At 62.3% G+C, this 14,106-nt stretch carries 11 protein-coding genes; 6 read left to right on the plus strand and 5 right to left on the minus strand.

From position 1 onward, the window contains the following. Positions 1–17: 17 nt before the first annotated feature. Genes BCA01S_RS07525 through BCA01S_RS07540 form a run of 4 tightly spaced genes read right to left on the minus strand, consistent with a single transcriptional unit; the run spans position 18 to position 5,292 of the window. A complete protein-coding gene (locus tag BCA01S_RS07525) occupies positions 18–269 on the minus strand; it encodes a formate dehydrogenase subunit delta (RefSeq protein WP_027776403.1) in 252 nt (83 codons plus the stop codon). Positions 270–277: 8 nt separating this feature from the next. Then, on the minus strand, positions 278–3,229 hold the full coding sequence (fdhF, locus tag BCA01S_RS07530) for a formate dehydrogenase subunit alpha (RefSeq protein ID WP_027776404.1): 2,952 nt from the start codon (positions 3,227–3,229) through the stop codon (positions 278–280). A 15-nt stretch (positions 3,230–3,244) separates the two neighbouring features. Further along, positions 3,245–4,810: a formate dehydrogenase beta subunit gene (locus BCA01S_RS07535; RefSeq protein WP_027776405.1), complete on the minus strand. Its 1,566-nt coding sequence runs from the start codon at positions 4,808–4,810 to the stop codon at positions 3,245–3,247. Beyond that, entirely contained in the window at positions 4,807–5,292 is a 486-nt protein-coding gene (locus BCA01S_RS07540; protein ID WP_027776406.1) for an NAD(P)H-dependent oxidoreductase subunit E, read from the minus strand. The genes BCA01S_RS07535 and BCA01S_RS07540 overlap by 4 nt, the downstream gene beginning before the upstream one ends. 134 nt (positions 5,293–5,426) lie before the next feature. On the opposite strand from BCA01S_RS07540, the gene BCA01S_RS07545 reads away from it, so the two are divergent. Together BCA01S_RS07545 and BCA01S_RS07550 are read left to right on the plus strand one after the other, a co-directional pair. Continuing rightward, complete coding sequence (locus BCA01S_RS07545; RefSeq protein WP_027776407.1) at positions 5,427–6,506, plus strand: substrate-binding domain-containing protein; 1,080 nt, start codon at positions 5,427–5,429, stop codon at positions 6,504–6,506. A 110-nt stretch (positions 6,507–6,616) separates the two neighbouring features. Further along, positions 6,617–6,886, plus strand: coding sequence for a hypothetical protein (locus BCA01S_RS07550; RefSeq protein ID WP_027776408.1), 270 nt, complete (start codon positions 6,617–6,619; stop codon positions 6,884–6,886). Positions 6,887–6,967: 81 nt separating this feature from the next. Here BCA01S_RS07550 and BCA01S_RS07555 read toward each other — a convergent pair whose 3' ends face one another. Beyond that, positions 6,968–7,327, minus strand: coding sequence for a COG4315 family predicted lipoprotein (locus BCA01S_RS07555; RefSeq protein ID WP_027776409.1), 360 nt, complete (start codon positions 7,325–7,327; stop codon positions 6,968–6,970). An 862-nt stretch (positions 7,328–8,189) separates the two neighbouring features. Between BCA01S_RS07555 and BCA01S_RS07570 the strand changes: the two genes are divergently transcribed. From BCA01S_RS07570 to BCA01S_RS07585, 4 genes are all read left to right on the plus strand, one after another. Beyond that, positions 8,190–9,143: a lysophospholipid acyltransferase family protein gene (locus BCA01S_RS07570; protein ID WP_042318218.1), complete on the plus strand. Its 954-nt coding sequence runs from the start codon at positions 8,190–8,192 to the stop codon at positions 9,141–9,143. A gap of 109 nt (positions 9,144–9,252) precedes the next feature. Beyond that, entirely contained in the window at positions 9,253–10,446 is a 1,194-nt protein-coding gene (locus BCA01S_RS07575) for an HlyD family secretion protein (RefSeq protein ID WP_027776411.1), read from the plus strand. Positions 10,447–10,448: 2 nt separating this feature from the next. Further along, entirely contained in the window at positions 10,449–12,551 is a 2,103-nt protein-coding gene (locus BCA01S_RS07580) for a peptidase domain-containing ABC transporter (protein ID WP_027776412.1), read from the plus strand. Beyond that, complete coding sequence (locus BCA01S_RS07585; protein WP_027776413.1) at positions 12,544–14,079, plus strand: TolC family outer membrane protein; 1,536 nt, start codon at positions 12,544–12,546, stop codon at positions 14,077–14,079. Before BCA01S_RS07580 ends, BCA01S_RS07585 begins: the two co-directional genes overlap by 8 nt. Positions 14,080–14,106: the final 27 nt, after the last annotated feature.

Raw genomic sequence — 14,106 nt, forward strand, 5'->3', positions numbered from 1 at the left:
ACCTGTTACATGCCGCTTCAGGCGATTGAAGGCTCCGCGGGCGTCAGGCGCTCGCGGTGTTTGACGAGCGCTTCCTTGACGATCGCGGACATTTCGATACCGCCTGCGTCCGGGGCATCGAGCGCCGCAAGCAACGCGCGCCGCATGCGCGGCTCCCAGAAACGGCGGATGTGGTCGGCGACGCCTGTAACCGCTTCTTCCCGATCCGGCATCGAATCGAAAAAGTCGCCGATGCGGTTTGCCATGTCGATCAGATTCTGTGTGTCCATGACTCGCCTCACTTACCCGCGGTCGCGTTGGCCATCTCGCGCTGCTTCAGCAGTTCGAGTTGCTCCGCGTTAAAGCGTGAATACTCTTTCTGCCATTGCGACGGCTGTTCGACCGGCATCACCTGCACCGCCGTGACCTTGTATTCCGGACAGTTGGTCGCCCAGTCCGAGCTATCGGTCGTAATCACATTCGCGCCCGATTCGGGGAAGTGGAACGTCGTATAGACGACGCCGGGCTGCATCCGCTCGGTGACCTTCGCACGCAGCACGGTCTGTCCCGCGCGCGATTCGATGCCGACCCAGTCGCCTGTCTTGATGCCCCGTTCTTCCGCGTCGTGCGGATGCAGTTCGAGGCGATCCTCGTCATGCCAGCGCGAGTTCTCCGTGCGGCGCGTTTGCGCACCCACGTTGTACTGCGACAGAATGCGCCCGGTGGTGAGGAGCAGCGGAAATTTGCGCGTGACTTTTTCCGGCGACGCGATGAACTTCGTAATCACGAACTTGCCCTTGCCGCGCACGAACGTATCGATGTGCATGGTCGGCGTGCCGTTGGGCGCCTCTTCGTTGCAAGGCCACTGGATACTGCCGAGTTCGTCGATCTTTTTGTACGACACACCGTGGAAGGTCGGCGTGAGACGCGCGATTTCGTCCATGATCTCGGACGGATGCGCGTAGTCCATTTCATAGCCGAGTGCGCGTGAAAGCAGCAGCGTGACTTCCCAGTCGGCGTAGCCCGGCACCGGCGGCATGACCTTGCGCACGCGCGAGATGCGGCGCTCCGCATTCGTGAACGTGCCGTCTTTTTCAAGGAACGTCGAGCCGGGCAGCAGCACATGCGCATACTTCGCGGTCTCGTTCAGGAAAATGTCCTGTACGACGATGCATTCCATCGACGACAACGCAGCGGCCACATGGTGCGTGTTCGGGTCCGACTGTACGATGTCTTCGCCCTGGCAATACAGGCCCATGAAGCTGCCGTCGAGTGCTGCTTCGAACATGTTCGGAATGCGCAGACCCGGTTCGGTTTGCAGCGTGACATTCCACGCGTCCTCGAACTGCGAGCGCACGATCGTATCGCTGATGTGTCGATACCCCGGCAGCTCGTGCGGGAACGAGCCCATGTCGCACGAACCTTGCACGTTGTTCTGGCCGCGCAGCGGATTGACGCCGACGCCTTCACGACCGATGTTGCCGGTGGCCATCGCGAGGTTCGCAATGCCCATCACCATCGTCGAGCCCTGCGCGTGTTCAGTGACGCCGAGGCCGTAGTAGATCGCGGCATTGCCGCCCGTTGCATAGATGCGCGCGGCTTCGCGCACGTCTTTGGCCGGCACGCCGGTCACGGCTTCCGTTGCTTCAGGCGCATTCTCGGGAAGCGCGACGAAATCGCGCCATTGCTCGAACGCGCGTCCCTCGCAGCGCTCGGCGATAAATGCTTCGTTCAGCAACCCTTCGGTCACGATGACGTGAGCGAGCGCGTTGACGATGGCGACATTTGTGCCCGGACGCAATTGCAGATGATGCGAAGCCCTGACGTGCGGTGTATCGACGATGTCGATGCGGCGCGGATCGACGACGATCAGCTTCGCGCCTTCGCGCACGCGGCGCTTCAGACGCGAGGCGAACACCGGATGGCCGTCGGTCGGATTCGCGCCGATCACCATGATCACGTCGGCCTTGTCGACGGAGGCGAACGTCTGGGTGCCCGCCGATTCGCCGAGCGTCGTCTTCAGGCCATAGCCGGTCGGCGAATGGCAGACGCGTGCGCAGGTGTCCACGTTGTTGTTACCGAACGCGGCCCGCACGAGCTTCTGCACCAGATACGTTTCTTCGTTCGTACAACGCGACGATGTAATGCCGCCGATGGAATCGCGTCCATGCTTCGCCTGGATGCGGCGGAATTCGGAAGCTGCGTAATTGATCGCTTCTTCCCAGCTGACTTCGCGCCACGGATCGGTGATTTTCGCGCGGATCATCGGCTTGGTGATGCGGTCCTTGTGCGTCGCATAGCCCCATGCAAAGCGGCCCTTCACGCACGCGTGGCCTTCATTCGCCTGACCGTTCTTGAACGGCACCATGCGCACGACCTGGTTGCCCTTCATTTCGGCCTTGAACGAGCAGCCGACGCCGCAATACGCGCAGGTGGTGACGACCGAATGTTCGGCCTGGCCGAGCATGACCACGGTCTTTTCCTGGAGCGTGGCGGTCGGGCACGCGGAGACGCACGCGCCGCACGACACGCATTCCGATTCCATGAACGGCTGATTTTCGCTGGCCGCCACGCGCGATTCGAAACCGCGCCCCGCGATGGTCAGCGCGAACGTACCCTGGGTTTCTTCACACGCACGCACGCAGCGATTGCAGACGATGCATTTCGCCGGATCGTACGTGAAGTACGGATTCGATTCGTCCTTCTTGTCCTGCAGGTGATTCGCGCCGTCGAAACCGTAGCGCACTTCGCGCAGTCCGGTGACGCCTGCCATGTCCTGCAGTTCGCAGTCGCCGTTCGCGGGGCAGGTCAGGCAATCGAGCGGGTGATCGGAGATATACAGTTCCATCACGTTGCGGCGCAGCGATTGCAAACGATCGCTCTGCGTGCGCACCTTCATGCCGGCTTCGACCGGTGTCGTGCACGAGGCCGGATAGCCGCGCTTGCCTTCAATCTCGACGAGACACAGGCGGCACGAGCCGAACGGTTCCAGCGAATCGGTCGCGCAGAGCTTCGGCACATTCACGCCGGCTTCGATAGCGGCGCGCATGACCGATGTGCCGGCCGGCACCGTTACCGCCTGGCCGTCGATTTCCAGCGTCACGTCGATGTCGGCGTGACGCTCGGGCGTGCCGTAGTCGGTGTCGTCGAAGTAGGAGCGCGGGGTGCGCGATTGTGCTTGCGCTTGCGATTTACACGCGCAGTTGCCGGAGCCGCAGCCGCCGGCAGGAGTGTTGAGCATGTCTGACATGGTTGGGCTCCTCGTTCAGGCCGCGGCTTTCGGTGCGTCGGCGCGAGCGTCGGCGAGACCGAAGTCTTCAGGAAAATGGTCGAGTGCGGACAGCACGGGGTAAGGTGTCATGCCGCCCATCGCGCACAGTGAGCCGGACACCATCGTGTCGCAAAGATCGCGCAGCAACTGCACTTGCCGCGTGGACGTGTCGCCGTTACGGATTCGTGCGATCACTTCGACGCCGCGTGTGGAACCGATGCGGCACGGCGTGCACTTGCCGCAGGATTCGAGCGCGCAGAAGTGCATCGCGTACTGCGCGAGTTCGGCCAGATTCGACGTGTCGTCGTGTACGACGAGACCGCCGTGGCCGACCACGGCGCCGACCGCCGCATACGCTTCGTAATCCATCGGAATGTCCCACTGGCTTTCCGGCAGATAGGTGCCGAGCGGGCCGCCAACCTGCACGGCGCGCGCGGGCCGGCCGCTTGCCGTGCCGCCGCCGTAGTCGTGGATCAGTTCGCGCAGCGTCACGCCGAATGCAAGTTCCACGAGGCCGCCTTGCTTGACGTTGCCTGCCAGCTGGAACGGCAGCGTGCCGCGCGAACGGCCCATGCCGAAGTCTTTGTAGAACGCCGCGCCGCGCGCGAAGATGATCGGCACCGTAGCGAGCGTGATGACGTTGTTGATCACCGTCGGCTGGCCGTACAGACCGACCAGCGCCGGCACCGGCGGCTTCGCGCGGACGACGCCGCGCTTGCCTTCGAGCGATTCGAGCAGTGCGGTTTCTTCGCCGCAGACATACGAGCCGGCGCCCTTTGCGACAAACAACTCGAACCGATGCGCGGAGCCGAGCACGCTGTCGCCGAGCCAGCCGGCGGCGCGCGCTCTTGCGATTGCGGCTTCGAGCGTCGCGATCGAATGCGGATATTCGCTGCGCACGTAGATATAGCCGGCCGTTGCGCCGGTCACTACGCCCGCGATGATCATGCCTTCTATCAGCACATACGGGTCGCTCTCCATCACGAGGCGGTCGGAGAACGTGCCGGAGTCGCCTTCGTCCGCATTACAGACGATGTACTTCTGCGCGGCTTTCGCCGCGCGCACCGTGCGCCATTTGATGCCGGCGGGGAACGCCGCGCCGCCGCGTCCGCGCAAGCCCGATTCGATCAGCGCTTCGCATGCGGCGTCGCCGTCGGTTTGCAACGCCTCGCGCAAGCCTTCGAGACCGCCGTGCGCGACGTAATCGTCGGTGGAAAGCGGGTCGGTGATGCCGATGCGCGCGAACGTCAGACGCTGTTGCTTCTTCAGATAGGGAATCTCGTCCACCACGCCGACGCGGCGAGCATGCTCGCCCCCGTCGATGAAGCCTGCGTCGAAGAGCGCGCCTACGTCACTTTCCTCGACGTTCGCATAACCGACGCGGCCTTCGGCCGTTTGCACTTCGACGAGCGGTTCGAGCCACAGCAAGCCGCGCGAGCCGTTGCGAATCAGCTCTATCGCGATGCCGCGGCGCGCGGCCTCGGCTTTGATCGCGTCGGCCAGCGCATCGGCGCCGAGTGCGAGCGCCGACGAATCGCGGGGAACATAGATGCGCGTCATGCCGTCACCTCCACGCGTTTGCTGGCGGCCGCGAAAATGGCGTCGAATTTCTGCGGCGTAACCTTGGCATGGAGCGTGCCGTTCACCATCATCGCCGGCGACAGCGCGCATTGGCCAAGGCAGTACACCGACTCGAGTTCCACCGCGTCGCCGGTTTCATGCCCGGCATCGAAGCGGCAGCCCGTATGCGCCTCGATGTGCTGCGCGAGCGCCTCGGTGCCCATGCTGCGGCAGGCTTCCGCGCGGCATAGTTGCACCGTGACGGGCGCCGCCGGACTCGTGCGGAAATGGTGGTAGTAGGTGATGACGCCGTGCACTTCCGCGCGCGAGAGGTTCATCACGCGAGCGAGCGATGGAACCGTGGCGGGCGGCACGTAGCCGAGTTCGTCCTGAATCGCGTGCAGCACCGCTAGCAGCGACTTGCCAGGCAGCGCGTGACGCTCTACGAGCTGTTCCGGCGCGAAGGCGATGAGATCGTCCAAATGGGGGCTCCTCCAAAGTCATATATGCACTTGTTATTCATAATGTGTGCACTTATGCTTCGTTTATTCGATATGGGATAGCCGAACGATAGGCGGGCGAAACGGCCTATGCAATAGGAGAAACCTGTACATATATGATCAGAATCGAGTGCCACGCGCAACTGGTGTTGAAGGGTCCGGACGGTCGGGAGGCAAGCCTGTCGGACGTCGTGCCGTTGCTCGCTCTCGTGAACGAGTCGGGCAGCATTGCGCAGGCGGCGACGCTTAAGGGTTTGTCCTACCGTCATGCGTGGGGATTGTTGCGCGGAATCGAGGAGCGTCTGGGCGGTCCGCTGATCGCGAAGGAGCGCGGCCGAGGTTCCGTGCTTTCGGAGCTCGGTCACGCGGTGCTGCGTGCGCAGCGTTTATGCGGCGAGCGGCTCGACGGCAATATGCAGGCGCTGGCGAGCGAGGTGGCAAGCGATCTGAATCGGTGGCTCGCGCCGCGCGTCGATCACGTGCGCATTCATGCATCGCATGGCTATGCCGTGGCGGCGCTCGTGACCGCGCTGGTTGCGAACGAGTTGCCCGTCGAAATCAAATACCGCGACGGTGCGGACGCCGTGAGTGCGCTCGCGCGCGGCGAATGCGAACTGGCCGGCTTCCACTTGCCGCTCGGCGAGTTTCGCGAGGCTTGCGCCGATACGTACCGGCGCTGGCTCGATCCGCAACGCCATGTGCTCGTGCATCTGACGCGGCGCAAGCAGGGGCTTTTTCTCGGCAAGGGCAACCCGAAGACCATCGGCGGCCTGAGCGACCTCGCACGCGACGACATCCGCTTCGTCAATCGCCAACATGGCTCCGGCACGCGCATGCTGCTCGATCTGGCGCTGACGAAGCTCGGGATCGACCCGGATCGCGTGAATGGCTATGCGTCGGCCGAGCTTACGCATTCGGCGATCGCCGCATTCGTTGCTAGCGGCATGGCCGACGTGGGCTTTGGCGTAGAACCGGCGGCGCATCATTTTGGGCTCGACTTCATTCCTGCCGTCGACGAAGACTATTACTTCGCATGCGACCGCGCGCGGCTCGAGCGCGAGCCGCTGTCCACGGTGATCGAACTGTTGCGCGGCAGCGCGTTTCATGAAAGCGTCGATCAGCTGCAAGGCTACGATCCGCGCGAGTGCGGCAAACTCGTGGACCTCGAAGCAGGATTGAGCGGAGCAGGCGCGTAAGCGGCTGTAAACATCGTGGCGCGTTCGACGCTGCGTATGGCTTTCGTTTGGGATACTCTCTAAGCTTCCGCTTTTGCCCAACCGCGCGCCAGGCCGCGCTACGAATCGATATGAAAGCTCTTGTACATGCATGCGCCGCCGCAGCGTCGGCCGGTTTGCTCCTCGTGACCATTCCTCCGGTCGCTTTCGCGCAGAATTCGCCAGGCGTGCCGGGCGGCATTCTGCAGGAGCAGTTCCGGCTCGCTGAACATCCGCAAATGCCGTTCGCGGCTTCCGCGCCGTCGGACAAATATCAGTCGGACAAGAAATCGGCCATGCGCAAGCGCGGCGACCTGGGCGACCCGAATGGCTGCAACCTGCGCTGTCCGAAAGACGAGTAGGCTGCTGTTCAGTGCATTTTTGCTAGTTGAAACGCCGGCGCTTTGCCGGCGTTTTTCGTTGGTTGTGCGCCTGAGCGCCGGTTACGGCTTTGCTGTGTGCCAGACGTCCTTGAAGCCGTCTCCTTTTGCGTCCCCCGCCTGCTTGTCCGCCGCATAGCGATAAAGCGGATGACCTTTGTACGCCCATTGCTGCTTGCCGTCCGCCGACGGAATCAGTGTCCAGTCCCCGGACGGTTTGTCGGAGGGGCTCGCCACGGCAGCCGGCCAATAGCTCATGCAGCCGCCCGTGCAGGCGCTGACGCCCGGCGTCGTGTCCTTGTCGAAGGTGTACAGCGTCATGCCGTCGGCGGTAACGAAGCGGCCGTCGACAACCTTCGGGGGTTCGGCAAAAGCGGCCTGTTGCAGCGCCAGCAAGGCGAGGCAGAAGAGGGTTTTGCGCATGATGTCGGCTCCTGTTGTTTGTGATCGTGTGAGTTGTTAGCGCGCAAGGCGGCTCGCGTCCGCGCGTGAGGTATCAACGAACGAGCCGGTGGGTTTATTCCACGTTTGCCGGATGTGTTCGCTATTCACTTGCGGCCCGATGCTCATGCGCGTCGCCATCTCGTTCGCGGTGCGCTTGCGCTCGCACTGTCACAGTAGGCGACGGATTCGGGTTTAGCAACGCGTCGTGATATTGCAAGGCGTGGATTTATCGCGGCTTCCTCGAATTGATTTAATTCCCATTTCGACGTAGGAATGTTTCGTGTGGGATCGATGAACTGGCCGGGTGACTGTTTGCATGAACACTCGGTCCTTAATGAAGAATGATTAATTAGCATTTTTAAAACGTGCGCTTGTGCCACGCCGGGAAATCGAGCCGACTGGTCGATCCGACTGCCACCGCCGTTATAGCGCGAGCAGGCTCGCCATGTGCGCAGCCGCGCAACGTAATCCGGAATATTCACGGGTTAAAGAGAGAAAATTCCGAAGAATAAAGATAAATGAAAAATTGCGTCAAGATGCCGTTTTTAAAACATTCCCGGTGCTAGACTCTGCGCCGCTCTATAAGTGAAAGATTACTTGCGAGCTAATTATATTCAGTTAACTTAGGTAAGCAAAAATGCAAAAGATCAACCGTAATGAACTAGCCAAATCCGCTGTTGCCGGCGGTTGCTGCAAGAGCAGCACCGCAAAAACGACGCAGACCACGCAGACCACGCAGACGACGCTGAACAGCGCTGCTCCGGTCAAGTCGCGCGCCTAACGTTCGACCGTGCCGGGACCGCGCCGCTGGCGCGGTCCCGGCACACGAACGAACGCCAACATGAAGCCGTGGGTCGTCGGGTGGAACTTGCTGACTTTCCTGCGCAACCGGATCGCGAGTGCGAGGCGCAGCGTACAGGTCGCGTTGATTGCGCGTATGCCGCGTTCTGCAATCGAGCCTCTGTCTGCTGTTTTATGGCGAGTCTGTGGGCTCTTCGATGCGCGTACGCGCTGGGAAGGCGTGTGCCGTTACGAGATTGGCCGCGACGTACTTGACTTGCCACTGCGCAACCCGGGCCGCGTTGCCGCCGGCCGCTTCCGGGAGCGCCTGATCGACCAGCGGATCTATTTCGGCCGGCTGTCGCGTGGCAGCGAAGCATGGTTCGACCTGCAGCAGATCGCGAGTTCGCTCGCCACACGAATCAGGCAATTGCAGGCAAATGAACCCGGTCGCCCGGTCATCGTGTCGCCGTTTCACTATGTGTCGCAATACGCGAACATTTACGTCATCGACGAATTGCGGGCCTTGCTCGGACTCGAATCGATCGCCGTGGTGTCGGGCGTACCACGAGATCTGTATGGCGATGACCACGCGCTCATACCAGGCGTGAACGTGCTGTACACCTACGGGCAAGACGATCGCAATGGCCTTGGCCTGCGTGTCGCGCGCGCGTTGAAGCGCAGTGGCGTCGTCGTGTTGTTTGCCGACGTGCCTCCGTTCGCACTGCACCGTTATCCCATGGAGACCGTGAGCGTCTCCATGTTCGGGCGCAACGCGCGCATTCATAACGGAGTGTTCCGGCTGGGCGCGCAGTTCGACGCGATATTGCTGCCGTTCTATCTGCGCTTTGAGCGTGGCCGCTTTGGCGCCGAAATATTCGATTCGTTGCCGCTTGCCGGGACAGGTGCTGCCCAGCAAGTCGCGAGGTATATCGAAGCCGCGGCCGCGAACAACTATTCGGATTGGCTGGTTGCCGGCCATCCCTCGATGTACTCGTTCGCGCCCGTTCGCTAAAGCTTTCCCGCCCGGCACGAGAGTCGCGGCATCGCATTCGTCCCAAAAGCGCGCAGCCACAGAAATGCGCACAGACCAGCACCGGCTGGCATCCGGCACCAACGAGGCTATGGAACCGATCTATCTCCCACAATTCAGGGACGTCTCGTGGCGTTGGCTCGCCTATGCGGCGTCCACGCTCATCATTGTCGCGGTCGCTTTCGCGTTCGTTCACGACGTCGAGCTGAAACAGGACGTACGCGCGGAAATCGTGTCGCCGTCGGAAATCAAAATCCAGGGGCTGAGCGGCCTGGTTTCGGACATTTATGTCAGCACCTCGGCGCGCGTCGGGCAGGGCGCACCACTCTTCAGACTGGAGCGCGATCTTTCGCTGGCGAGCGACGGCCGGCAGCGCCCCGCTTTTGACGCGCATGACCGCGACGAGCAGATTCGTACGAGCGATGCGCAATACACGCAGCGCAAGGCCGACCTCAGCGCGCAACTGGACGCCGCGCGTCTTGCCGCGCAAAGCCGTCGGGCGGAGATCCTGGCGCTCGATGAGCAATTGAGCCAGAACGAGCAATTAGCCAACGAAGCGCAACGCACGGTCGCACGGCTCGAATCGGTGTCGGACTACGTCACCGCAGACCGCGTCGAACAGGCGAGGGCGGTGACGCATCAGGCGAAGGTGTCGGTTGCGCAAAGCGCCGCGCGCCGTCAACAGTTGAACGCAGAACTCGGCGCGGCACTCGGCACCCAAACCGGGCTTGGCGCGCAGCTGACTGAACTTGAAGCGCGCCATGCGCGCGAACTCCAGGACATTCGTGTGCGGTTCGAGCAGATTCGCCAGGACGCGACCATTTCCGCGCCGAAGGCAGGCGTCGTTACGTTTTCTGGGCTCGTTCCCGGCCGCACGCTGTCCACGGACGACGTGGCACTCGTGATATCGACCGGCGAAAAGGGGCCGCTGCGCGCTGCATTGCGTATTCCTTCGCGGCGGCGTGGCTTTATCCGCGAAGGGCAAGTTGTGCGGCTCAAGTTCGACGCGTTTCCTTATGCAAAATTCGGCAGCTACGCGGCGCGCATTGATTCTATCTCCCGCACCACGGTGCGATCAGGAATGTCACCGGCGGGCGCTTCAGAGCCGCGCAGTACGCAAGGCGACTACATGGCATGGGCCACGTTGAGCGACGACAAGTTCAAGTTCGAACACCAACGCTTCGACATTCTGCCCGGCATGGCCGCGACGGCGAGCATCGTGATCGAACGGCGCACCATCGCCGAATGGGTGCTCGCGCCATTTTTCCGCATGCTGCGAGCTTGACGATGCGCGCTATCTATCAAAACGAAGTTGCCGAGTGCGGCTACGCGTGTCTCGCCATGGTCCTGTCGCACTTCGGCCGAGCCATTGAAGTGCGCGAGTTGCAGGCATTCAGGCCGATCTCAGCCAACGGCCTCTCGCTCATGGACCTGTACGACGTGGCAGTCGAATTCGGTCTCGCCGTCCAGGCGTACCGCTTTGACGCCGGCGATCTGCCGAGCATCAAGCGCGGTTCGATTCTGCACTTCGGCGGCGCGCATTTCGTCGTTTTCGAGAATTGCGGGCGCGGCTATGTGCAAGTGATCGATCCGGCGAGTGGGCGGCGGCGCGTCTCCATGGACACCTTTGTCGCGAATGTGTCCGGCTACCTGCTCGAGTGCGCGCCGACGCCAGCCATGCCGCGTGTGCGCAACAAGTCGCGTGTGCCAGGCGCGCTGGCTCGCGTGCGTGCGCTCAATCCGCAACTCACCGCGCAGATCGCCAAGGTGATGTTCGTCGCGCTCGGCAGCCAGTTCGCGATTCTCGCCATGCCGTACCTCGGCAATCTGCTGCTCGATGACGTCGTCGCCGCCGATAACCTCGACCTGCTCAATGTGTTGATGCTGACGTTCGGCGGCATTTTTATCGTCGGTGCGTTGAGCCAGTACGTTCAGACCTACCTCGTCGAGCTTCTGCACGGTTTAGTGCAGATGAACATGACCGAGGGAATCGTGGCGCAACTGTTGCGCAACCCCATACCGTACTTCGAGAAGCGTCATGTCGGCGATCTGTTTGCGCGCGTGAAGGCGCAAGACGAAATCAGCGCCTTCACCACCCGCACTACGATCTCGACAGGCATCGACGTCGCGGTCGGCATGCTCGCGCTCGCGTTGATGCTGGTGCAGAGCAGGCAACTCACGGTAATCGCCGTGCTGATTTTCATGGTCTACGTGGCGGTGTCGTTCGCGCTCTTTTCGCGCATGCGCGACACGCATGCGCTGGTGCTGGAGGAGTCGGCGCGCTGCGACGACACGCTTATCGAAACGATCCGCGCGGCTTCGTTGATCAAGCTGTCGCAGGGCGAGGCGCGGCGCACGGCGATCTTCATGGCGAAATATCGCGCGTATATGGCGGCGTTGGTGAAGAACAGCCGCCTCGCGAGCGCACGCGACGCGATCCTCAAACTTGTGGACTACGCGGACATGATCGCGGTGAGCTGGTTCGCCGCGCGTCTGATGCTGAGCGGCACGATTTCGGTGGGCGTCTTCTATTCGTTTCTGATCTACAAGTCGCTGCTGTCAGAGCGCTTTGCGCGAGCCGTCAATGCAGCCTTCGAATATTTCATGCTGAGTGTTCCGGTTGCGCGCGTGGGCGATATCGTCGATGGCGAAGCGGAGCGATACACCGAGCCCGGTGAGATGCATAAGGCCGTCGAGGTGCGAACGTTCGAGCGCATCGATGTGCGCGGCGTCACGTTTCGCTACGGCGTTTCGGATCAACCGGTGCTCAAAGACGCGAACATCGTGATCCGGCGGGGCGACAAGATTGTGATTACCGGCGCGTCGGGAAGCGGCAAGTCGACGCTCTTCAAGCTGCTTGCCGCAGCCGAGCCGTTGCAGGAAGGCGAGATCACGCTAAACGGGATCGCCTGGCCGAATCTCAGCGTCGATGAAATCCGACGACATGCCGTTCATATGCGGCAGGGCGATCTGATCCTGCACGGCTCGATTGCCGACAACGTCTCACTTTTCGCGGGCAATGCGGACGAGGCGCGCATTCATGCATTGCTGGACGACGTCGGCTTGCTGCCCGATGTCATGCGCCTGCCGATGCGCACGCGCACGGTGATTAGCGACACGATCGCGAATATTTCGGCGGGCCAGCGGCAAAGACTGCTGCTCGCGCGAGCGTTGTATCAGCAACGGGAACTGCTGCTGCTCGATGAGCCGACTTCGAACCTCGACCCCGCATCCGTGCGGCATGTTGTCGACTTGTTGCTGCGTCTGGACCGCACGGTGGTCGTGATTACGCATGACATGTCGCTCGCGTCGGCGTTCGACACGCGCTATCGATTGGTCGATGGTGAATTGCTATCCGAGGCTCGCGAAGGAGTTCTGGCGGATGAATAAACGCGCGATCGCGGGCGCACTGCTTGTGTTCAGCGGTGTGGCTTACGCAGAGGCCGCAGCGGCTGTCGATCTGCTCACCGTGGTGGAGCAGAGCACCGATCACGACGCGGATCTGGCAGCGTTTCGCGCCGGATCGAGAGCCGCAGGCGAGGCCTTGCCGAAAGCCCGCGCGGCGCTGCTGCCGCAGCTGGCGGCGGGTTGGGGGCGGGCATACAACAGCACGGTAACCGAGGGCGTTCCGAACACCCACTACTGGCAGAACGGGTGGACTGTCGCGCTTACGCAGCCGGTTTTCGACTGGAGCAGATGGACCACCTATAAGCAGGCGGATTTCGTTCAGGCGCGCGGCGCGGTCGATCTCGCGCGTGCGCAGCAATCGGCCATTCTGCGAGCCGTGCAAACGTACTTCGACGAACTCGCAGCGGAGGACGAACTGACACGCGCCGACGACTACACGGCGGCGCTGGATGTGCACCTGGAAGAACTGCGGCGTCGGCGGCGTGCCGGTGAGGCTACGGTGATCGACTTGCAGGAAGCCGAGGCGGCTTGCGAACAGGCGCGGTCGCAACAGTTGGACGCCCGGGACGACTTGAAGTTGAAACGGCTCGCGCTGGAACATCTGACTGGGCAGCGGTTTGCGGGGCTGTCACGCTTGTCGGACGCTGCTGTCATGCCAGGACTGTACCCGGAAGATATGGAAAGCTGGGCCTCGCAAGCCGAGGCGCACGACTACACGGTGCAACTAAAGCAGATCGACCGGCGCATTGCAGAACTCGAGGTCGAGAAGGCTCGCGCAGCGCGGTTACCGGTCGTGAATCTGACGGCGAGCCATACGCCAGCCGGCGCAGCGTCCGGCTACATCCGCCCGACAACGACAACGACGGCGATGCTGTCCGTGAGCATTCCCATTTTCGAAGGTGGTGCAACGAGCGCGAACATCGACGAAAAACTGGCACTCGAAGATAGGGCGCAGGACGAACTGGTTGCGGCGACACGGTTGGCGGGGGCGAGCGCACGGGAATACTGGTCGCGCTTTCTTGCCGGCGTCGCCCGGGTGGAAGCACTGTCGCGATCGGTGCAGAGTTCGCGCGCTGCGCTTGACGCGACGAAGGTCGGCTATCGCGTGGGCAGTCGCGGGAGCGCGGATGTGCTGCGGGCATCTGACGCGTTTTTCGCGAATCGCCGTGATCTCATTCGGGCACGGTATGCAACAGTCGTCGGGCTTCTTCAACTGAAGGCGGCAACCGCAAGTCTGAATCTCGACGAGGTGGCGCGCGTTAATGAACTGGTGCTGAACGCTCGGGACCGTCAGGCGGTGACTCGCGTGGATGTGCAACACGCGGTGGTGGATGCCAAAGTGGAGCGGGCGGCGGTTGAGGCAAAGATAGAGACGGCTGCAGCGGGTACTGAGATACCGCGGGCGGTTGTTGGTACCGATTCTCCACAAAGGGTAGCCGGCACGGCTCCGCAGCCGGCAGCTATTGACGCCGCCGTGCAACGCGCGCTGGGCTCTATTCGCCAGCAATAAGGCCGACGCGACCTGCGCCGCACTGTT

This window comes from Paraburkholderia caledonica NBRC 102488, from assembly GCF_000685095.1.
Classification (GTDB): domain Bacteria; phylum Pseudomonadota; class Gammaproteobacteria; order Burkholderiales; family Burkholderiaceae; genus Paraburkholderia; species Paraburkholderia caledonica.